The organism is Spongiactinospora sp. 9N601, from assembly GCF_044326295.1.
Lineage (GTDB): Bacteria > Actinomycetota > Actinomycetes > Streptosporangiales > Streptosporangiaceae > Spongiactinospora > Spongiactinospora gelatinilytica.
In genome coordinates, this window is sequence record NZ_JBIRBB010000001.1 from 165112 (window position 1) to 185744 (window position 20633).

Annotated in this window: 17 protein-coding genes; 9 read left to right on the forward strand and 8 right to left on the reverse strand. The window is 71.3% G+C overall.

Annotated elements, in window-relative coordinates; all coding sequences use genetic code 11:
* Positions 1-78: 78 nt before the first annotated feature.
* The 7 genes from ACH34R_RS00710 to ACH34R_RS00740 all read right to left on the reverse strand — a co-directional run bounded on the left by ACH34R_RS00710 (position 79) and on the right by ACH34R_RS00740 (position 7905).
* Entirely contained in the window at positions 79-1053 is a 975-nt protein-coding gene (locus ACH34R_RS00710) for a pseudouridine synthase (protein WP_397559329.1), read from the reverse strand.
* A gap of 1085 nt (positions 1054-2138) precedes the next feature.
* On the reverse strand, positions 2139-2717 hold the full coding sequence (scpB, locus tag ACH34R_RS00715) for an SMC-Scp complex subunit ScpB (RefSeq protein WP_111168622.1): 579 nt from the start codon (positions 2715-2717) through the stop codon (positions 2139-2141).
* Positions 2710-3540 (reverse strand): segregation and condensation protein A, encoded by an 831-nt coding sequence (locus tag ACH34R_RS00720; protein ID WP_397559330.1) that lies wholly within the window; start codon positions 3538-3540, stop codon positions 2710-2712. The genes scpB and ACH34R_RS00720 overlap by 8 nt, the downstream gene beginning before the upstream one ends.
* A 53-nt stretch (positions 3541-3593) precedes the next feature.
* Entirely contained in the window at positions 3594-4439 is an 846-nt protein-coding gene (locus ACH34R_RS00725; protein ID WP_397559783.1) for a ParA family protein, read from the reverse strand.
* 233 nt (positions 4440-4672) lie between these two features.
* Positions 4673-5569, reverse strand: coding sequence for a site-specific tyrosine recombinase XerD (locus tag ACH34R_RS00730; RefSeq protein WP_397559331.1), 897 nt, complete (start codon positions 5567-5569; stop codon positions 4673-4675).
* A gap of 39 nt (positions 5570-5608) precedes the next feature.
* Positions 5609-6238: an NUDIX domain-containing protein gene (locus ACH34R_RS00735; protein WP_397559332.1), complete on the reverse strand. Its 630-nt coding sequence runs from the start codon at positions 6236-6238 to the stop codon at positions 5609-5611.
* Positions 6235-7905, reverse strand: a complete 1671-nt coding sequence (locus ACH34R_RS00740) for a CTP synthase (protein ID WP_397559333.1) — start codon at positions 7903-7905, stop codon at positions 6235-6237. Before ACH34R_RS00740 ends, ACH34R_RS00735 begins: the two co-directional genes overlap by 4 nt.
* Before the next feature lie 144 nt (positions 7906-8049).
* On the opposite strand from ACH34R_RS00740, the gene ACH34R_RS00745 reads away from it, so the two are divergent.
* The 7 genes from ACH34R_RS00745 (at position 8050) to ACH34R_RS00775 (ending at position 15118) form a co-directional block, all read left to right on the forward strand.
* The gene (locus ACH34R_RS00745) at positions 8050-8787 is read left to right on the forward strand and encodes an acyltransferase (RefSeq protein ID WP_397559334.1); all 738 of its coding nucleotides are present in this window, start codon (positions 8050-8052) and stop codon (positions 8785-8787) included.
* A complete protein-coding gene (locus ACH34R_RS00750) occupies positions 8768-9913 on the forward strand; it encodes an NAD(P)H-dependent flavin oxidoreductase (RefSeq protein WP_397559335.1) in 1146 nt (381 codons plus the stop codon). The genes ACH34R_RS00745 and ACH34R_RS00750 overlap by 20 nt, the downstream gene beginning before the upstream one ends.
* A 72-nt stretch (positions 9914-9985) precedes the next feature.
* Positions 9986-10585 carry a DUF4126 domain-containing protein gene (locus ACH34R_RS00755; RefSeq protein WP_397559336.1) on the forward strand — a complete coding sequence of 200 codons (600 nt, stop codon included), beginning with the start codon at positions 9986-9988 and terminating at the stop codon, positions 10583-10585.
* Between the two features lie 105 nt (positions 10586-10690).
* The gene (locus ACH34R_RS00760; RefSeq protein ID WP_397559337.1) at positions 10691-11311 is read left to right on the forward strand and encodes a hypothetical protein; all 621 of its coding nucleotides are present in this window, start codon (positions 10691-10693) and stop codon (positions 11309-11311) included.
* Between the two features lie 56 nt (positions 11312-11367).
* Entirely contained in the window at positions 11368-11943 is a 576-nt protein-coding gene (locus tag ACH34R_RS00765; protein ID WP_397559338.1) for a Uma2 family endonuclease, read from the forward strand.
* Between the two features lie 133 nt (positions 11944-12076).
* Positions 12077-14509: a PEP/pyruvate-binding domain-containing protein gene (locus ACH34R_RS00770; protein ID WP_397559339.1), complete on the forward strand. Its 2433-nt coding sequence runs from the start codon at positions 12077-12079 to the stop codon at positions 14507-14509.
* A gap of 9 nt (positions 14510-14518) precedes the next feature.
* On the forward strand, positions 14519-15118 hold the full coding sequence (locus ACH34R_RS00775; protein ID WP_397559340.1) for a TetR/AcrR family transcriptional regulator: 600 nt from the start codon (positions 14519-14521) through the stop codon (positions 15116-15118).
* A gap of 204 nt (positions 15119-15322) precedes the next feature.
* Here the strand turns inward: ACH34R_RS00775 and uvrB are convergent, their stop codons facing one another.
* Positions 15323-17428: an excinuclease ABC subunit UvrB gene (gene uvrB / locus ACH34R_RS00780; RefSeq protein ID WP_397559341.1), complete on the reverse strand. Its 2106-nt coding sequence runs from the start codon at positions 17426-17428 to the stop codon at positions 15323-15325.
* A gap of 261 nt (positions 17429-17689) precedes the next feature.
* Here uvrB and ACH34R_RS00785 point away from each other — a divergent pair, with 261 nt between their 5' ends.
* Together ACH34R_RS00785 and ACH34R_RS00790 are read left to right on the forward strand one after the other, a co-directional pair.
* Positions 17690-19363, forward strand: coding sequence for an SPFH domain-containing protein (locus tag ACH34R_RS00785; protein WP_397559342.1), 1674 nt, complete (start codon positions 17690-17692; stop codon positions 19361-19363).
* Positions 19360-20628: an SPFH domain-containing protein gene (locus ACH34R_RS00790; RefSeq protein WP_397559343.1), complete on the forward strand. Its 1269-nt coding sequence runs from the start codon at positions 19360-19362 to the stop codon at positions 20626-20628. The genes ACH34R_RS00785 and ACH34R_RS00790 overlap by 4 nt, the downstream gene beginning before the upstream one ends.
* The last annotated feature ends 5 nt before the right edge of the window (positions 20629-20633 follow it).

Consider the following 20633-nt stretch of genomic DNA (forward strand, 5'->3'; position numbering starts at 1 on the left):
TCCCCTTCCGAGCGCCCTCGCGTGAAGGGCGCTCCAGCCCGTCAGGCCAGGGCGTACGCACCGGCCGTGCCGGAAAGGCTACAGCCCGACGGCAGCATACAGTTCGCCGATCTCCTGCAACGTGAGGGCGCGCAGCGTGCCCGACTTCAGCCGGCCCATCTTGACCGGCCCGAACTCGATGCGCGCCAGGTCGATCACGCTGTGCCCGACCTCGGCGAGCATCCGGCGCACCACGTGCTTGCGACCCTCGTGTACCACGATCTCGACCAGCGCCTGCCGTCCGTGCTCCTGCACGATCTTGAAGTCGTCGGCCTTGACCGGGCCGTCCTCCAGCTCCACGCCATCGCGCAGCCGCCGGCCGAGCCCGCGCTCGATGGTGCCGTTGACCTTGGCCCAGTACTTCTTCTGCACACCGTAGCTGGGGTGGGTGAGCCGGTTGGCCAGCTCGCCGTCGTTGGTGAGCAGGATCAGGCCCTCGGTCTCGGTGTCCAGCCGGCCCACGTGGAACAGCCGCTCCTTGCGGTCGGCCACGTAGTCGGCCAGGGACGGCCTGCCATCCGGATCGGACATGGTGCTGACCACGCCGATCGGCTTGTTGATGGCGAAGTACACGAGGTCGGGGGCGGTCGGGATGCGCTTGCCGTCCACGTGGATGACCTGCTTGGCCGGATCGACGCGTGCGCCGAACCTGCGTACCACCTGGCCGTCCACGGTGACCCGGCCCGCGCCGATCATCTCCTCGCAGGCGCGCCTGCTGGCGACGCCGACCTGGGCGAGCACCTTCTGCAGGCGTACGCCGTCGGGGACCTCGGTGGTGTCGCGCTCGTCGGTGTAGCCGGGCGGGAAGTGGTCGGGGTCGCGCAGCGGCTGCTCGGCCGTCTTGAACCCCTCGCCGGACGGTCCGCGCTGCGGCCTGCCCTGCCGGTCGGCGCGCGCGGTCCACTCCGCGCGTCCGCCCCGGTCGGTACGGCCTGCCCGCTCCCTCCGGTCGCCCCCCGGACGCCCGTAGCGGGTACGCCCGCCACCGGGTCCGCCGCCGCCGATAGTCTGCACGGCGTCGCGCCCCGGAAATCCCTCACGGGATCGCCGGTCATCGCGCGAACGGCGGTCGTCGCGGGAGCCGAAGTCACCGCCTGATCGGTACTCGCCGCGCGAACCAGAATCGGTGCGCGGCCGGTAGTCGCCACGGGAACCCGATTCACCGCGCGAACCGCGGTCATCCCGCGAACCGAAGCCGCCACGAGAGCCCGCGTCACCGCGCGAGCCATAACGGCCGCGCGAACCCGAATCATCACCACGGGAACCGTGGCCACCGCGAGAGCCTGAATCCCCACGGGATCCCGCGTCGCCTCCCCGCGAACCGTAACCACCGCGCGAACCCGCGTCGCCCCCGCGCGAACCATAGCCACCGCGCGAACCCGACTCACCACGAGAGCCATAGCCACCGCGAGAGCCCGCGTCGCCGCCCCGCGAACCGTAACCACCGCGCGAACCCGACTCACCACGAGAGCCATAACCGCCCCGGGAACCCGAATCGCCGCGCGAACCATAACCGCCGCGCGAACCCGAATCACCGCCGCGCGAGCCGTAACCGCCGCGCGAGCCGGCGTCGCCCCCGCGCGAACCATAGCCACCGCGCGAACCCGAATCACCACGGGAGCGCTGGTCGCCGCGCGAACCCGAATCACCTCCGCGCGAACCCGAATCACCACGGGAGCCATAGCCACCGCGTGAACCCGAATCGCCGCGCGAACCGTAACCACCGCGCGAACCCGAATCACCGCGGGAGCGCTGGTCGCCGCGGGCTCCGCCGGGGCCGGCGGCGAAGCCGCCGCGGCCGGAGTCGCGGCGCGGCCGGTCGTCGGCGCGCCCGCGCCTGTCATCGCGTCCGTCGCGCCCGCCCCGCTCCTCGCGGTCGTCGCGGGAGGGCCGCCGGTCGCGGAAGTCGTCTCTGGAGTCCTGGCGGGGGCCTCGGGGCCCGCCGGAGCGGGAGTCCCGGCCCGGCTGCGCGCCGCCTGACGGCGCGCCGTACCGCTCTCTGGCGCCCCCTCTGGAAGCGCGGAAGGACCCGCCGGCGTCGCCGCCGCGGCCCTCGAAACGCCGACCGCGTCCATCACCGGACGGGGTGCGTCCATCGTTCACTTGGTCTCCTCCAAGTTCTCCACGTCCTCAGGCAGGAAGGGCGCCAGCTCAGGGAGCTCGCCCAGGTCTCGCAGGCCCAGCCGTTCGAGGAAGTAGGAAGTGGTCCGGTAGAGCACGGCTTGGCTCTCCGGGTCGGTGCCGGCCTCTTCGACCAGCCCCCTCGCGACGAGGGTCCGCATGACCCCGTCACTGTTCACGCCGCGGATGGCCGAGATCCTGGCGCGGCTCACCGGCTGCCGGTAGGCCACCACGGACAGGGTCTCCAGCGCGGCCTGGGTGAGTCGAGTCTGCTGGCCGTCGCGGACGAAACGCTCGACGAAAGGCGCGCACTCGGCCCGCGTGTAGTAACGCCAGCCGCCCGCGACCTCTCTCAGATCGAAACCCCGTCCGGCCGCAGTGTATTCCGCCGCGAGGTCGCGCAGCGCCGCCGCGACCTCGTGCGTGGGCCGTTCGAGCACTTGAGCGAGCGTCACCTCGGCCACCGGCTCGTCCACGACCAGCAGGATCGCCTCCAGCGCGGCTGCCAGCCCGGGCTCGGCCTGTGCGGTCGCCTCGCGCGGATCTGCTTCACTCATCGGGTTTCTTTCCGGCGCTCTCATCGTAGTCGTCGGCCACGGCAACGTCTCCGTCGTCAGTGCCGGTCCATTGCACGTGCAGGTCGCCCAGCGGCTCGATCTGCTCGAAGGTGACCGCCGCCTCGCGGTAGAGCTCCAGGACCGCCAGGAAGCGCGCGACGACCTCGAAGGTGCCCGTGCAGTCGGCCACCAGCGCCCGGAACGTCGCGCTGCGGACCTCCCGCAGCCGCCGCACAAGGATAGCCGCCTGTTCGCGTACGCTGGCGAGCGGCTGGTAGATGTGGGCGACCGAGACCGACGGCGCGGCCTTGGGCGTCATCGCCCTGGCGGCGATCCTGGCGAGCTGTTCCGGGCCGATGCCGAGCACGAGATCGGGCAGCAGGTCGGCGAACCGCGGCTCCATCGGCACGATCCGGGCGTACCTCAGCGCCTCGGCGGCCATCCGGCCGGAGAAGACCTTGGCGACCTCCTTGTAGGCGCGGTACTGGAGCAGCCGGGCGAACAGCAGGTCGCGGGCCTCCAGCAGGGCGAGGTCCTCTTCGTCCTCGACCTCGCCGGAGGGCAGCAGCCGGGCCGCCTTCAGGTCGAGCAGGGTGGCGGCCACCAGCAGGAAGTGACTGGCCTGGTCGAGGTCCCACTCCGGGCCGCGGGAGCGGATGTAGGCGATGAACTCGTCGGTGACCTTGTGCAGGGACACCTCGGTGATGTCGAGCTTGTGCTTGGAGATCAGCCCGAGGAGCAGGTCGAAGGGGCCCTCGAACACGTCCAGGTGGACCTGGAAGCCGCCGGGCCTGGCGGTCTGTTCCTCCGTCTCCTCCGTCACCCCGCCATTGTCCCCCCGCCCACCGCCCGCGGGGGCCACGGCTCGCGAGCGGGTCAGGCCGGGGTGTCGGGCCAGCGGGCGAGGACCTCGCGGGCCAGCTCGCGGTAGGCGCTCGCGCCCAGCGAGGAGGAGTCGAAGACGGTGATCGGCTCGCCCGCGACCGTCGCGTCGGGGAAGCGCACGGTCCGGTTGATCACCGTGTGGAAGACCTTCTCGTCGAACGCCTCGACGACCCGCGCGAGGACCTCCCGGCCGTGCAGGGTGCGCGCGTCGTACATCGTGGCGAGCAGGCCCTCGATCTCCAGGTCGGCGTTGAGCCGCTCCTGCACCTTGGTGATGGTGTCCATCAGCAGGGCGACGCCGCGCAGCGCGAAGAACTCGCACTCCAGCGGGACGATGACGCCGTGCGCGCAGGTCAGCGCGTTGATGGTGAGCAGGCCCAGGGAGGGCTGGCAGTCGATCAGGCAGACGTCGTAGTCGGGCAGCAGCGGCTTGATCACCCTGCCCAGCACCTGCTCGCGGGCGACCTCGGTGACGAGCTGGACCTCGGCCGCCGACAGGTCGATGTTGCTGGGCAGCAGGTCCATGCCCTCGACGGAGGTCTTCAGCAGGACCTCGTCGGGGCTGACGCCGCGCTCCATCAGCAGGTTGTAGATCGTCAGGTCGAGCTGGAGCGGGTTGATGCCGAGGCCGACCGACAGCGCCCCCTGCGGGTCGAAGTCGACGAGCAGCACCCGCAGCCCGCACTCGGCGAGCGCGGCCCCCAGGTTGATGGTCGTGGTGGTCTTGCCCACCCCGCCCTTCTGATTGACCATGGCGACGACCCGCGCCGGCCCGTGGGACGTCCGCGCGGGCGGCTCGGGGAACACCGGGCGGGGCCGCCCCGTGGGGCCGAGGATCCCACTCGCCGTCGTGGACGCGGCGGTCTTGGAATCACCCCACGGGTTGTCGGGGGTGGTGCCGGGGGTCGCCCTCCGGCTGGAACCGTCGGTGGTCACAGTCACCAGTTGAACCTCCCTGACGGCCCCGAACCGGACCGTCCGGACGGACACTATGGCGTCAGCACGTATGCGGCAAGGCGGCACGCCCGGCTACGCCCGATCGGCAAGCATCTCAAACGACTTGATAACGATCACCGCCTCGCCCGGGGGTGCGCGGCGGCGTAGACCTCTCGTAGCTTATCGACCGTGACCAAGGTGTAGACCTGGGTGGTGGTCACCGAGGCGTGGCCGAGCAGCTCCTGGACAACCCTAACGTCCGCGCCGCCGTCCAGGAGGTGCGTTGCGAACGAATGTCGCAACATGTGGGGAGAAACCCCGTCCAGACCGGCGCGTTCGGCGGCGGCCTGAAGCACCTCCCAGGCGCCCTGGCGGGTCAGCCGCCCGCCGCGGGCGTTGAGGAACAACGCGGAGGTGCCGCGGCCGTGGGCGGACAGCGCGGGGCGGGCCCGCACCAGGTAGGCGTCCAGGGCCTGCCTGGCGTAGCGGCCGAGCGGCACGACCCTGCCCCGCCCGCCCTTGCCGCGCAGCCGTACCTGCTCCGGTTCGGCGTCGTCCACGGCCATGCCGACGGCCTCGGAGATGCGCGCGCCGGTGCCGTACAGGACTTCGAGCAGCGCGCGGTTGCGCAGCGTCAGCGGCTGGCCGTCGGGGCCCGCGGCGGCGATCAGCCGCTCGACCTCGGCCACGCCGATCGCCTTGGGCAGCCGGCGCAACCGGCGCGGCGGGCGGACCTCGTGGGCGGGGTCGTGCCCGGCCGCGCCCTCGCGCAGCGCGAAGCGGTGCAGGCCGCGTACCGCCGAGACGGCCCGCGCGGTGGAACTGGCCACCAGCGCGCGGTGCTGCTCGTCGCCCTCGCGCAGCGCGGCCAGGAACGCCATCACGTCGGCCTCGGCCACGTCGACGAACCGGGTCAGCCCGCGCGTCTTCAGGTGATCGACGTAGCGCCGCAGGTCACGACGGTAGGAGGCGAGGGTGTTGGCGGCCAGGCCACGCTCGACCGCCAGATGGTCGAGGTAGCTGGAAAGCACAGCCTCCGTGTCGCTCAGCGCGCCCGACCCCCTTCGTGCTCATGCCTCCGGAGCGTCGGCGGGCCGCAGGGAGGCGAACCCGTCGGCGGAGGCCGCGTACGCGGCGAGGATACCGGCCACGGCCGGGGAATTGTGGATCATTCCCGATTGGACCTTGCCGACCGCCTCCGCCAGCGGCACCCACACCACCGGCATGCCGATCTCCTCGTGGTGGTGCTCGAAGTCGCGTTCGGATTCGGGGATCTCGGTGAGGCCGCGGGCCAGGAAGACGCGGATGCGCTCGTTGGTCATCCCCGGCGAGCTGTAGAGGTCGACCAGCGTGTGCCAGGTGGTGGCGCGGTAGGCCGCCTCCTCGGCCAGTTCCCTGGCCGCGGTGAGCCAGGTGGGCTCGCCCGACACGTCGCGGATGCCCGCGGGCAGCTCCCACAGCATGCCGCGCACCGGATGGCGGTACTGGCGCAGCATCAGGACCCGCTCGTGCTCGTCGAGGGCCAGGACGGCGACGGACCCGGGGTGGGTCACGTAGTCGCGGTCGGCCGTGTCGTCGAGCGGCATCCGCACCCGGTCGGTCCGGACACTGATGATCTTTGACTCGAACCGGTCGAAGGAGGCCACGACCTCCCATTCCTCCGGCGAGTCCGCGACGTCGGCCACGCCGATGCGCTTCATGCGCCGCTCCCCGCCCTGGCCGCGGCGCTGCGCTCGTCGGCGAAGTCGAGCGCCGCCGCGACCAGCCCCTTGAACAGCGGGTGCGGGCGGGTCGGGCGGGACCTGAACTCGGGGTGGGCCTGGGTGCCGATGAAGAAGGGGTGGGCGGAGGCCGGCAGCTCGGCGTACTCCACCAGCCGCCCGTCGGGCGAAAGGCCCGAGAAGACGACGCCGACCTTCTCCAGCCCCTCCCGGTAGGAGTTGGCGACCTCGTATCTGTGCCGGTGCCGTTCCTCGACGCGGCTCTTGCCGTACAGCTTGCGGGCCAGCGTGCCGTCCTGGAGCTCGGCCGGGTAGAGGCCGAGGCGCATGGTGCCGCCCATGTCGCGCTCGCCGGCGACGACGTCTTCCTGGTCGGCCATGGTGGAGATCACCGCGTGCACGGTGTCGGGCAGGAACTCGGCGCTGTTGGCGTCGGGCAGGCCGGCCAGCGTGCGCGCCGCCTCGATGATCATGCACTGCATGCCCAGGCAGATGCCGAGCAGCGGGACCAGGTTCTCCCTGGCGTGGCGCACCGCGCCGACCTTGCCCTCGATGCCGCGCACGCCGAACCCGCCGGGGATCAGCACGCCGTCCACGCCGTCCAGCTCGCGGGCCGCGCCGTCGGGGGTCTCGCAGTCGTCGCTCTTGACCCAGCGGATGTTGACCCTCGCGTCGTTGGCGAAACCGCCCGCGCGCAGCGCCTCGGTGACGCTCAGGTAGGCGTCGGGCAGGTCGATGTACTTGCCGACCAGCGCGATCGTGACCTCCTTGGCCGGGCGGTGGACCCGGCGCAGGAGCTGGTCCCATTCCTTCCAGTCGACGTCGCGGAACGGCAGGCCGAGGCGGCGGACCACGTAGGCGTCGAGCCCTTCGGCGTGCAGGACCTTCGGGATGTCGTAGATGCTCGCCGCGTCGACCGCGCTGACCACGGCGTCCTCGTCGACGTCGCACATCAGGCTGATCTTGCGCTTGAGGCTGGTGGTGATCGGCCGGTCGGAGCGGCACACGATCGCGTCGGGCTGGATGCCGATGCTGCGCAGCGCGGCCACGCTGTGCTGGGTGGGCTTGGTCTTCAGCTCCCCGCTCGGCCCGATGTAGGGCAGCAGCGACACGTGCAGGAAGAAGCAGTTGTCCCTGCCCACCTCGTGACGCACCTGGCGGACGGCCTCCAGGAACGGCAGCGACTCGATGTCGCCCACCGTGCCGCCCACCTCGGTGATGACCACGTCCACGTCGCGCGCGGCCATGCCGAGGATGCGGTCCTTGATCTCGTTGGTGATGTGCGGGATGACCTGCACGGTGTCGCCGAGGTATTCGCCGCGGCGCTCCTTGGCGATGACGTTGGAGTAGACCTGCCCGGTGGTCACGTTGGCCGAGCCGTGCAGCTCGGTGTCCAGGAACCGCTCGTAGTGGCCGATGTCGAGGTCGGTCTCCGCGCCGTCGTCGGTGACGAACACCTCGCCGTGCTGGAAGGGGTTCATCGTGCCGGGGTCGACGTTGAGGTAGGGGTCGAGTTTCTGCATCGTCACCCGGAGCCCGCGGAGCTTCAGCAGGCGCCCCAGGCTGGAGGCGGTGAGCCCCTTGCCGAGGCTTGAGGCGACGCCGCCGGTGACGAACAGATGTTTGGTGTGTGCGGCGCTGCGCAAGAGGGCTCCCGTGGTCGTCTCGATCGTCGGCCGTTGAGTGGGCGGCCTCCCGTACCCACGGGCTCTCAGATTATCAAACACCGTGGTCCACCTGTGCTCGACCTGCTGTTCCGTTATATGGCGGGCACGGTAGCTTGGGCCGGTATGTCAGTCCGCGATGCCGTACGGCGGGCCGCGGGAACGCTGGTCCACCGCGCTTGGGCGGCGATCAGGCGGGCCGGCGCGATCACACCGCGCAGCCCCGCGGGACACCGCTTCAAAAGGCTGGGCGAGGGCGCCTGCCTGGCCTTTCCCACCGGCGCGATCTTCGGGGAGGAATGGATCGAGATCGGCGACGGGACCCTCGTCGGCGAGCGCGTGTCGATCAGCGCGGGCATGAACCCGGGGCTGGATCTCGGCCCCGGGACGGTGGTGCGGATCGGCCGTTCCTGCTCCATCGGCCGGGGCACCCACATCGTCGGCCACCAGTGGATCGACATCGGTGACGATGTCTTCACCGGTCCGTACGTCTATATAACCGACCAGAACCACGTCTACGACGATCCGGACACCCCGATCGGCCGCCAGTGGCCGCGCAACAACCCGGTGACGATCGGGTCAGGGTCCTGGCTCGGGGCCGGGGCGATCATCCTGCCCGGGACGCGGCTGGGCCGGCACACCGTGGTGGCGGGCGGAGCCGTGGTCCGGGGGGAGTTCCCCGACCATTGCGTGCTCGCCGGGGTCCCGGCCAGGGTGATACGCAGTTACACCCCTGATGAGGGCTGGCACCTGCCGTTCCTGCCCTCCGGGCCGGTCACGGCCGGACCTCAGGAGACTCCCGTTCCACTGGACCCGGCCGCGATGCCGGGGTTACCTTCGCCGCATGCGGACCGCGATCTGTGAACGCTTCGGCATCGAACACCCACTCTTCGCGTTCAGTCACTCCCGGCACGTAGTCGCGGCGGTCACCGGTGCGGGCGGGTTCGGCGTGCTCGGCGCCGCCACGTACTCCCCCGACCGGCTCGACGCCGAGCTGTCCAGGCTGGACGAGGAGGTCGGCGGCCGGCCGTACGGGGTGGACGTGCCCGCGCCCGCGACGGTCGACCTGCGGGCCACCGCGACGGCGGGCGACGCGTTCGCGCGGGTCGCCGACCTGATCCCCGAGCGGCACCGCGACTTCGTGGCGCACCTGCTCGCCAAGTACGGCGTGAGCACGCTGGATCCGCTGCCCGGATACCTGGCCGCGCCCGCCGAGGAGTTCGGCCGCAGGGTCGGGCCCGAGGGGGCCGCCGCGCTCGCCGAGGTGGCGCTCAAGCACCCGATCGCGTTGATCGCGGGGGCGTCCGGCGCTCCCGATCCGGCGCTGGCGGCCAAGGCCAGGGCGGCGGGGGTGCCGGTGGCGGCGTCCGTGGGCACGGTCGAGCAGGCCAGGCGGCACGCGGCGGCCGGCGCCGACATGATCGTGGCGCAGGGCACCGAGGCGGGCGGGCACACCGGCGAGATCACCACGATGGTCCTGGTCCCCCAGGTGGTGGACGCCGTCGAGGTGCCGGTGCTGGCGGCGGGCGGGATCGCCTCCGGGCGGCAGATGGCCGCGGCGCTGGCGCTGGGCGCGGAGGGCGTGTGGTGCGGTTCGGTGTGGCTGACCACCGAGGAGGCCGAGACGTCCGCGCCGGTCCGGCGCAAGATGCTGGCCGCGACCTCGCTGGACACCACGCGTTCCACCGCCCGCACCGGCAGGCCCGCGCGCCAGCTCAGGTCGGCCTGGACCGACGAGTGGGACGAGGCCACCGAGAGCCCGGGGGCGCTGCCCCCGCCGTTGCAGACGCTGGTCGCCGAGGCGGCGATGGCGCGGATCGGCCGTGCCGCCGAGTCGGGCAACCCCGGCGCGGAGCGGCTGGCCGGCTACTTCGTGGGGCAGGTCGTCGGGCAGCTCGACCGGGCCGCTCCCACGCGGCAGGTGGTCCAGGAGATGATCGAGGAGTTCGGCGCGGCGGTGGCCCGGCTGCGCGGCGTCATCGACCTGTGACCGTAGGGTGGGATCTCCGCGCGCCCGGGAAGCGTTCTTGCGATCGACGGAGAACGGCGCCTGGGAGGACGCATGCTGGCGACACTGACCGGCCTCGGCCTGTCCACCGCCGCGGGGCTCAACGCCTACATCCCGCTGCTGGTGGTCGGCCTGGCGGCCAACTTCACCGACGCCGTGCGGCTGCCCGAGGGGTACGCCTGGCTGGCCGAGTGGCCGGTACTGCTGATCATCGGCGTGCTGCTGCTGGCGGAGCTGGTGCTGGACAAGGTGCCCGTGGTGGACCACGTCAACGACATCGTCCAGACGGCGGTACGGCCCGCGGCCGGTGGCGTCGTCTTCAGCGCCACCGCCGCCGCGGCCGAGCTGGAGGGGTCGGCCTGGATGGCCGATCACCCTTGGGTCGGCTGGCTGCTCGGCATCGCCCTGGCCCTGGTCGTGCACCTGCTGAAGGCGGCCGCGCGCCCGGTGGTCAACGCGACGACGGCGGGGGTGGGCGCGCCCGTGGTCAGCACCGTGGAGGACGCCGGGTCGATCGGCATCAGCCTGATCGCGCTCTTTGTGCCGGTACTGGTGGTCGTGGTGCTGCTGCTGTTCGCCGTGGCGGCGTGGTGGGTGATCAGGGCGGTACGGCGGCGCCGCCGTACCGCGCGCGCCGCGCGTGGCGGTCCCTGAAGCCCGTGACGGCGCCTTCTCATCGGGCGGCTCATCAGGCCGCCGGGTGGATATGCTCGAAGTCATCAGGATGTCCGGGCCTACCGGTCCTCACCGCGGTTAGGGGTGTCTGCGATCAGCACGTTCATCACGATCGTCCTGGTGGCCTTCCTGCTCTTCCTGATCATCGGAGGAGTCGGGCTCTACTTCGCCGTCAAGCTCGGCAAGGCCGCGACCAAGAAGGCCCGGGCCGCCACGACCAGGCTCGCCACCCACGTCAACGCGATGAGCGGGGGCGAGGCGGGCGACGCCGAGCGGCTGCGGGTGGAGCTGCGCCGCGAGGTCACCCTGACCCGCCAGGCCCTCGACCAGGCGGCCCGCCAGGGCTGGAGCCTCGGCGACCTGCCGGTACTGGTGCGCGAGGTCGCCGAGCACGCCGAGGTGCTGGACGGGCAGCTCGCCATGTACGCCCAGCAGCGCCGCGCCTCCGGCTTCGTCGACCACGTCACCCTCGACCGGCTCCGCGCCCACCAGGTCAAGCTCGCCACGACCTGCGCCAAGATCCGCGCCGACCTGCTGGACGACCAGGTCGGCCACTCCGCGAGCGGCATCGACGACCTGCGCGGGCGCACCGACCTGGAGCTGGAGGCCCGCCGCAACGTCGTCCGTGACCCCCTCGACGAGATCGACGACCTGTACCGCCGCACCCTCGACCACCCGGCCCGCCCCCCGGAAGAGCGCGCCTGACGGTCACTCCATGTGACATAATGACTCCTAGGGGTTACCCGAAGGAGGACCTGGAGATGACCACAGCACCTCCCGAGTGGTTCTACCCCGGACCTCCAGGTGGATGGACCGCCGACATGCTCGATCACCTTCCCCCCGACGCGCCACGGCGCATCGAGCTGATCGATGGAGCCCTCACCGTGAGGTCACCGCAGACGTTCTTCCGCATGCAGGTCCTCCGCCTGCTGGAGAGCGAGATCCGGCCGCCCGACGGGCTGGCCGTCGCGCGCGAGATGACGGTGACGCTCGGCCTGCGGCAACGCCCTGAGCCCGACATCCTCGTGGTCGAGGCCGCGGCTCTGCACAGCAGGCTGACCACGTTCAAGCCGGAGCAGGTTCACCTGGTCGTCGAAGTGGCGTCCGACGAGTCCCGCGAGCGCGACCGCGTCACCAAACCGATCAAGTATTCCAACGCCGGCATCCGTTACCTGTGGCGTATCGAGGAGGAGGACGCCCAGCCGGTCGCCTACACCTACGAGCTGGACCCCGCAGTGCGGGCGTACGTGCCGACGGGGATCCACCATCATCGGCTGCGGACCCATGCGGGCTTCGAGGTCGACATCGACCTGCGGCTGCCGCCGCTCGGGCGCTGACCTTCCCTGGGATGACCGTGTGTTGACCTAACAGTGAACGTTGCGTCTTCTAATGGCCGACGGCTATCGTGCTTAGAGAACGGTTCGTTCTCTAGTCGGGGCGCTCACGCTTCCCGAACGTCAAGGAGACCCGATGGCACTCGTCGCGCCGCTCGGCGACTTCGGCCGCGCCGGCATCGCCCTCGCCGGGGGCAAGGGGGCCAATCTCGGCGAGCTGATCAGGGCGGGTTTCCCGGTGCCCGGCGGCTTCGTGGTCACCACCGAGGCGTACGCGGCGGTCGCGCCCGGCAACACCGGCCCCGGCGGGCTGGACGGCGCGGCGCTGCGCGCCCGGCTGGAGTCGCTGACCGTACCTGACGGCCTGCGCGCGGAGATCGCCGCCGCCTACGCCGCCGAGGGCCGTCCCCCGGTCGCCGTGCGCTCCAGCGCGACCGCGGAGGACCTGCCCGGCGCGGCCTTCGCCGGCCAGCAGGACACCTACCTCAACGTCGTCGGGGAGGCGGCCCTGATCGACGCGGTACGCCGTTGCTGGGCATCGCTGTGGACCGACCGCGCCATCGCCTACCGCGACAGGCGCGGCATCGCGCACGACGAGGTGCGCATCGCCGTCGTCGTGCAGCGGATGATCGACGCCGAGCTGGCCGGGGTGATGTTCACCGCCGATCCGGTGACCGGGCGGCGCGACCGCACGGTGATCGACGCGAGCGGCGGCCTGGGCGAGGCCGTGGTCTCCGGCCTCGTCACCCCCGACCACTACGTGCTCGACCCCCGGGGCAGGGTCCGCGAGTTCGTCCCCGGGCGGCGTGAGGTGGTCGTGCGGAGTACGGCCGGCGGCGGTGTCGCCCACGACTCCCCCGGCGCGCCCGCGGCCCAGGCCGAACGGCTGCCGCGCGACGCTCTGGCCGAACTCGCCCGGCTGGGCACGCGCGTCGCCCGCCATTTCGGCTCGCCCCAGGACATCGAATGGGCCTACGCGGACGGCCGGGTGGCCCTGCTCCAGGCCCGGCCGATGACCGCGCTGCCCCCGCCGCCGATCCGCCTGGGCCCGGTACGCCGGCGGCTCGCCGCGGCCCTGCTGGAGATGCTGCCCGTGCGGCCGTATCCGATCGACATGAGCACCTGGATCCCGCACGGTCCGGCGGGACTCATGGCCAGGCTGACCGAGTACTTCGGCGTGCGGGGGGCGTTCGAGGGGTTCATCGTGGAGGAGGACGGGGTGGTCACCCGGCTCGTCCCGAGCACCCCACGGCCGACCATCGGGGTGCTGCGCGCGCCGTACCGGCTGTTCTCCCTGGCCAGGCGGTACGACCCCGCCCGCTGGACGGCGGACCCGCGGTTCGGCGCGTGGCGCTCCCGCGCCGAACTGCTGGCCGCCGAAGACCTGACGGCGATGCCATGGGCGCGGCTCATCCGCGTGCCCCGGCAGGCCCTCGACCTGGTCAGGCCGCTCCTCGACATGCGGACCTCCTACCTGCCGGGGGTGGGCTGGTCCTTGGTCCGGCTGCTGCTGACGCTGGTCAGGCTGCGGCGCCGGGCGATGTTCGGCGACCTGGTCCTCGGCGCGGACACCCGGACCGCCGCGGCCAACCGCGCCCTCGCGGCCCTCGCCGGGCCGGTCCGTGCCGACGCCGGGCTGCGCGCCGCGGTGGAGGCGGCCGATCTGGACCGGCTCAAGGGGTATGACGAGTTCTGGGCGGACTTCACCGCCTTCCTCCGCGAGTACGGGCATCGTGAGACCGCCTCGCCGATCCTCGTCACGCCGCCCACCTGGGGCGAGGTCCCGGAGGTGGTACTCGGCCTGGTCAAGGTGCTCGCCGCCGATCCGCCCGCCGCGACCGACCGGGCCGGGGAGGCGCTGGCACGGCTCCTGGACCACCCGAGGCTGCGGCGCGACCCCGGGCGGCGCGAACGCGTGCTGCGGCAGGTACGGGCCGCGCGGGACGGCATGGCCTTCCGCGAGGACACCCACTTCTACTTCACCAGGCCGCTGCCGGTGCTGCGCCGGGCACTGCTGGAGATCGGAGGGCGGCTGCGCGACGCCGGGGTGCTCGACGATGCCGAGGAGGTCTTCCACCTGCGCCTTGAGGAATTGGAGGACATCACGGACCCGCACCCTCTTATCGGGCCGGCGGGGGATCGGCTGCGCTCGGCCGTACGGGCCAGGGCGGCACGGCGGGCGGAACTGGCGGGCGTGCCGCTCATCGATCCGGCGCTGGTCCATCCCCTGCGCGACCAGGGCGACGCCCTCGTGTCCGGGACGCCCGCGGGCGGCGGCAGCGCGACGGGCCCGGTCAGGATCGTACGAGAACCCGCCGAGTTCGGCACACTGACCGGCGGCGACATCCTGGTCTGTCCCTACACCAATCCGTCGTGGACCCCGCTGTTCCAGCGCGCCGCCGCCGTCGTGGTCGACTCGGGCAGCGCCGCCTCACACGCGGCGATCGTGGCCCGTGAATACGGCATTCCGGCCGTCATGGGCACCGGGCGGGGCACCGCCGTGCTCAGGGACGGCCAGTTCGTCACCGTGGACGGCCGGACGGGCCGCGTCACCGCCGCCGCTTCATAGGATCTGCTCATGGCCCCCGACCACCGCAGACTCCCCCGCCGCCGCGGCGACGCGCTGAACGCCGCGATCTTCCGGGCGGCGCTGGAGGAACTGGCCGAGGTCGGGTACGCGAAAATGACCATGGAGCGGATCGCCGAACGCGCCAAGACCGGCAAGGCGTCCCTCTACCGGCGCTGGTCGAGCCGGATGGAGCTGATCGTCGAGGCCGTCTATCACCTGATGCCGGACCACGGCCTCCCGCCCGACACCGGCTCCCTGCGCGGCGACCTGCTGGCGCTGCTGCGCGGCACCGCCGACCTGCTGGCGGGCCCGGGCGGCGAGGTACTGCGCGGCCTGCTCAGCGACGCCCTGCGCGACCAGGCCCGCATCGAGGAACTACGCGGCCACTCGCTCGGGCTGGGCCGCAAGGCCATGCGTGAGGTCGCCCTGCGCGCGGTCCGGCGCGGCGAGATCCCGGCGTCGGCCGTCACCCCGCGCCGCATCGAGACCGGGCAGGCCCTGCTGCGCAGCCACTTCCTCTTCTACGGCGTGCCCATCACGGACGACGTGATCACCGAGATCGTGGACGAAGTGATGATCCCGCTGCTCAGCCACCCGCTGGAGACCTAGACGGCTCGCCTCGGCCCATGCGGGCACCGGACCACAGGCCGGAGGAACCGGCTGCGGCCGGAGTAGCCCTGGCCAAGACCGGACGCCCCGCCTCGGAAGTGGGCGAGCCGGGCGCGGGGCGGAGGGGTCCGGTCCTAGGCCGGGCGGACCCGGTGTGGGGCGGGGTGGTCGGGTTCGTGGGGTTTTCGTGGATAGGGGGAGGGGTTAGGAGACGCCGGCTTCTTGCATGTCGCGGACCTCGCGTTTGAGTTCCTTGATTTCGTCGCGGAGGCGGGCGGCGACCTCGAATTGGAGGTCGGCGGCGGACTGGTGCATTTGGTCGGTCAGGGACTCGATCAAGGACTCTAGCTGGGCTCGGGGCATTTCGCCGGCGATGGCCTTGGCGTGCTGGCCGGCCTGGCGGGAGAGGCCGGGGACGGGGGCCTTGCCGCGGCTTTGGCGGCGGCCGCCGCCGAGGAGTTGGTCGGTGTCGGCGTCTTCACGGTTGAGCTGGTCGAGGATGTCGGCGATCTTCTTGCGCAGCGGTTGCGGGTCGATGCCGTGGGCGGTGTTGTAGGCGACCTGCTTCTCGCGGCGGCGGTTGGTCTCCTCGATCGCGCGCTGCATCGAGGGGGTGACCGTGTCGGCGTACATGTGGACCTGGCCGGAGACGTTTCGCGCCGCGCGGCCGATGGTCTGGATCAGCGAGGTCTCCGAGCGCAGGAAGCCCTCCTTGTCGGCATCGAGGATGCTGACCAGCGACACCTCGGGCAGGTCGAGGCCCTCCCGCAGCAGGTTGATGCCCACCAGCACGTCGAACTCGCCGAGGCGCAGCTCGCGCAGCAGCTCCACCCGGCGCAGCGTGTCGACCTCGCTGTGCAGGTAGCGGACCCGGATGCCCAGCTCCAGCAGGTAGTCGGTGAGGTCTTCGGCCATCTTCTTGGTGAGGGTGGTGACCAGGACCCGCTCGTCGCGGTCGGCGCGCTCGCGGATCTCGTGGACCAGGTCGTCGATCTGCCCCTTGGTGGGCTTGACGACGACCTCGGGGTCGATCAGCCCGGTGGGGCGGATCACCTGCTCCACGACGTCGCCCTTGACCCGGCCGAGCTCGTAGGAGCCGGGGGTGGCCGACAGGTAGATCGTCTGGCCGATGCGATCGAGGAACTCCTCCCACTTCAGCGGCCGGTTGTCCAGGGCCGAGGGGAGCCGGAAGCCGTGGTCGACCAGGGTGCGCTTGCGGGAGGCGTCGCCTTCGTACATCGCGCCGACCTGCGGGACGGTCTGGTGGGACTCGTCCAGGACCAGCATGAAGTCGTCGGGGAAGTAGTCGAGCAGGGTGTTGGGCGCCGACCCGGCCTCGCGGCCGTCGATGTGCCGCGAGTAGTTCTCGATGCCGGCGCAGGTGCCGATCTGGCGCATCATCTCGATGTCGTAGGTGGTGCGCATGCGCAGCCGCTGCGCCTCCAGCAGCTTGCCCTGCTGCTCCAGCTGCGCGAGGCGGGCCGTGAGCTCCGCCTCGATGCCGGCGATCGCGCGTTCCATCCGCTCGGGGCCGGCCACGTAGTGCGAGGCCGGGAAGATGTACAGCTCGGTGTCCTCGGTGATCACCTCGCCGGTGAGCGGGTGCAGGGTGGCCAGCTTCTCGATCTCGTCGCCGAACATCTCGATGCGGACGGCCAGCTCTTCGTACTGGGGGATGATCTCGATCGTGTCGCCGCGCACGCGGAAGGTGCCCCGGGTGAAGGCCAGGTCGTTTCGCGCGTACTGCATGTCGACCAGGCGGCGCAGCAGCCGGTCGCGCTCGATCTCCTGGCCGACCTTGAGCCGGAGCATCCGATCGACGTATTCCTGCGGGGTGCCCAGGCCGTAGATGCAGGAGACGGAGGCGACCACGATGGTGTCGCGGCGCGTCAGCAGCGAGTTGGTCGCCGAGTGGCGCAGCCGCTCGACCTCCTCGTTGATCGAGGAGTCCTTCTCGATGTAGGTGTCGCTCTGCGGGACATATGCCTCGGGCTGGTAGTAGTCGTAGTAGGAGACGAAGTATTCGATGGCGTTGCCCGGCATCATCTCGCGCAGCTCGTTGGCGAACTGCGCGGCCAGGGTCTTGTTGGGCTGCATCACCAGGGTGGGCCGTTGCACACGCTCGATCAGCCACGCGATGGAGGCGGTCTTGCCGGTGCCGGTCGCGCCCAGGAGCACGCTGTCCTTCTCCCCGCCGGTGATCCGGGCCGTGAGCTCGGAGATCGCCTGGGGCTGGTCACCGGACGGTGTCATTTCGGTGACGACCTTGAACGGCGCCACGCTGCGCTGCAGATCTGTAACTGGCCTCACGCACTCCACTGTAGGCGGCCCCACCGACAGAAACGGACCGCCTCCGCGAGCGCCGAGCCCGACCCGCCGTCCAGGCTGACCTGCGCTCATCACACAGACGCACCAACGGTGACAACGATCAATCCGATGTTAAGCAGATCGCAAGCGTCGTTCTCTTAACTGTCCGGCAGCAACGGTGTGTCTATCACTACATGCCGTGATATATCCGGAACTCCACATAGTTCTGCGCTCACCGCGCGTGACAACCCGGAGGTGTGATGGATGGCCCGTCCACGACAGGCGGTCATCGACAAGGCGAGGGGCGTCGCCCAGCGAGTCGCCGAGGGTGGTGATCTGCGCGGCGCGGTCGGGCAGGCCATCGACGAACTCGCCGGGCAACTGCCCGGCGACAAGGGAGCGGGCTTCCGCCTGAACCCGGACGACTTCCTCGCCGCCCGCGACCAGGCCGGCTCGCTCGGCACGCTGATCGAGGCGAGGTCCGCGTCGCTGAACGAGGCGAGCGAGATCGTCAACCGCAGCTTCGCCGGCAAGGGCCCGAACGGCGAGCCCGCCCACGTCATCTCGCCCGTGATCATGCCGAGGTCCGGGACCGCCAAGGTGATCATCCCACTGGTGGTGCTGGCCGGGCTCGGCCTGGTCGGGCTGGTGGTGAGCGGCCTGCCCATCGATGCGGCGGTACTGTTCGGCCCGCACTACTGGGCGGTGCTGGTACTGGCCGCCGCGCTCCTGTGGTGGCGCAGGAGCGTGGTCATGGTGCCGGAGGGGTGCCGCGCGCTCATCACCAAGTTCGGCAAGCTGGTCCAGATCGCCGAACCGGGCCGGGTGACGCTGTTCAACCCGTGGAAGCGGGTCAGCTATATCGTCAACACCACGCGTGAGTACCCGTTCAACGCCCCCATCCGCGAGGCCCCCACCCAGCAGGGCGTCAAGGCCAGCGTGGACCTGTTCCTGCAGTTCCGGATCGAGGACCCGGCCGAGTTCATCTTCGTGCTCGGCTCGGTGACCGGCTTCCAGGCCAAGCTCCAGAACGCGATCAGCGAGGTCACCCGGAGCCTGATCTACGCCCAGCGCGCGGAGGACATCTACGACCTCGTCGGAGAGAGCACCGTCGGCATGCTGGACAACCTGAACCAGCAGTTCCTGCCCGCCGTACGGCTGACCGACGTCAACATCACCCACGCCGAGCCGTCCAGCCAGGAGTACCGGATGGACCTGGCCGCCCCCGAGATGGTCCGGGTGGCCAAGGAGGCCTACACCTACGAGTACGAGCTCCAGCTCCGCAAGGAGCAGAACGAGGGCGACCTGACCAAGGAGCTGGCCGGACTGCAGGAGACGCTGTCGGCCATCCACGCGGAGATCGCCGGATACCAGGCGCAGATGGACACCGCGTTGGAACGTGCCTCGCACCAGGCCAAGGCCCAGGCGCGGCAGCGGCTGGTGGAGGCCGAGAGCACCGCGAACGCCAACGCCGCGCTGCTGGAGGCCCAGGCCCTGGACATCCGTGCGCTCTCGGCGGCCGAGGCCCCCGAGATCCTGGACTACCGCTTCCAGACCGACCTGCTGGACAAGCTGGAGGGCGTGGCCACCCGCCTGCCCCAGGTGATCCAGGTGGGCGACGGCGCCGACATCGACTTCCTGGCCCTGGCCAGGCAACTGGTCGGCGGCAAGGACGCGACGCTGTTCTCCGGCGAGGACATGGCCGCGATCCGCGCCCGGCTGGGCGAGATCGGGCGACGGATCTCGGAGCGGGAGTCCGAGATCGCCGCGCTGCTCGCGGCGGGGACGCCCACCGTGCCGGCCGAGCCTGCGCCGGTCCCCGTACCGGCCCCCGTACCAGGGGCCGCCCCGCGGCCCGAGCCCACCGGACGGCACGCGCTCAGCACGCAGCCCGCGCCCCACGAGGAGCCGCCATTCACCCCTGGGGAGACCCGATGAACCGCGACTTCTCCAAGATCAAGGAATCCCTGGCCTCCTGGTCGGAGATCCGCCAGTTGCTGCGCGGCGGCGAGCAGGGCCAGCTCGTCCCCGTGGTGATCCCCAAGGACCGGCGCGGGTTCTCGTGGATGACGCTGATGTTCCTGGCCGTCTACCTGGCCGGCACGGCGGTGCTGGCCGAGTACGCCATCGTCAGCCTGCTCGCCTGGATCGGCGCGGCGTTCTTCCTGGTCACCGGGCTCGTCTGGATGTGGCGACGGGCGATCATCGAGATCGAGCAGGGCACCACCGGCGTGCGCAGCAGGTGGGGCGCGATCACCGGCACGCTCGACCCCGGCCGCCACTACCTGTGGCTGCCCTGGGACCGGGTCGAGGCGGTCGTGGACACCTCCACCGAGATCCCCTACACCGCGCCCATCGCCGCCTGCCCGACGGCCGAGAACGTCCCGCTCAAGGCCATCGAGTTCTTCCTGAAGTTCCGGATCGTGGACCCGGTCGCCTTCGTCCGCACGATCGGCGCGGGCAACTTCGACCTCGTGCTCTCCAGCGCCGTCCAGGACGCCATCCGCCAGCGCAGCCGCAGGGTCAACACCGAGCGCGCCTACGACCTGCGCGGTTCCGACGTCAACGACATGCAGGAGGCGCTGAACCGCCAGCTCGGCCGGTACGGCGTGCGGGTGATGGGCTGCAACATCCCCGACGTGCAGCTTCCCGACCAGTACCAGCAGCACCTGTCCACCCGCGAGAAGGTCGCCAAGGAGCTGTCGGCCTACGAGCGGGAGTGGGAGCTGACCAGGAAGCGCCGCATCGACACGCTGCTGATGGAGATCGAGCGGGCCAAGAAGACCCGCGACGCGCGGATCGTCGAGGTCAAGGCCGCCCACAACACCGCGCGCAAGGACGTCGCGCGGATGCTGGAGGAGCACGAGACCGAGGCGCAGCGGGTGCGCTGGGAGATCGAGGCGCGCGGCCGGGCCGAGCTGACCTTCGCCGAGAACGAGGCCAAGGCGCAGCGCCGGCTGGCGGACTCCTACCGCGACAACCGCGCGGTGCTGCAGTACGAGCTGGCCAGGCGCCGCCTGGAGGTGGGCGCCAAGCTGGCCGAGAGCGCGCCGCAGCCGCTCGTGGTCAGGACCGGGACCGCCTCGGGCGAGTCGTCCGCGCTGTCCACGCTGCTGCTGGCGCAGATGCTCCCCAAGTTCACGGGAGGGAACGGCCAACTGCCGCCGCCCGTTGTACAACCGCCGCCCCCCGGGTCCGCCTGACCTGA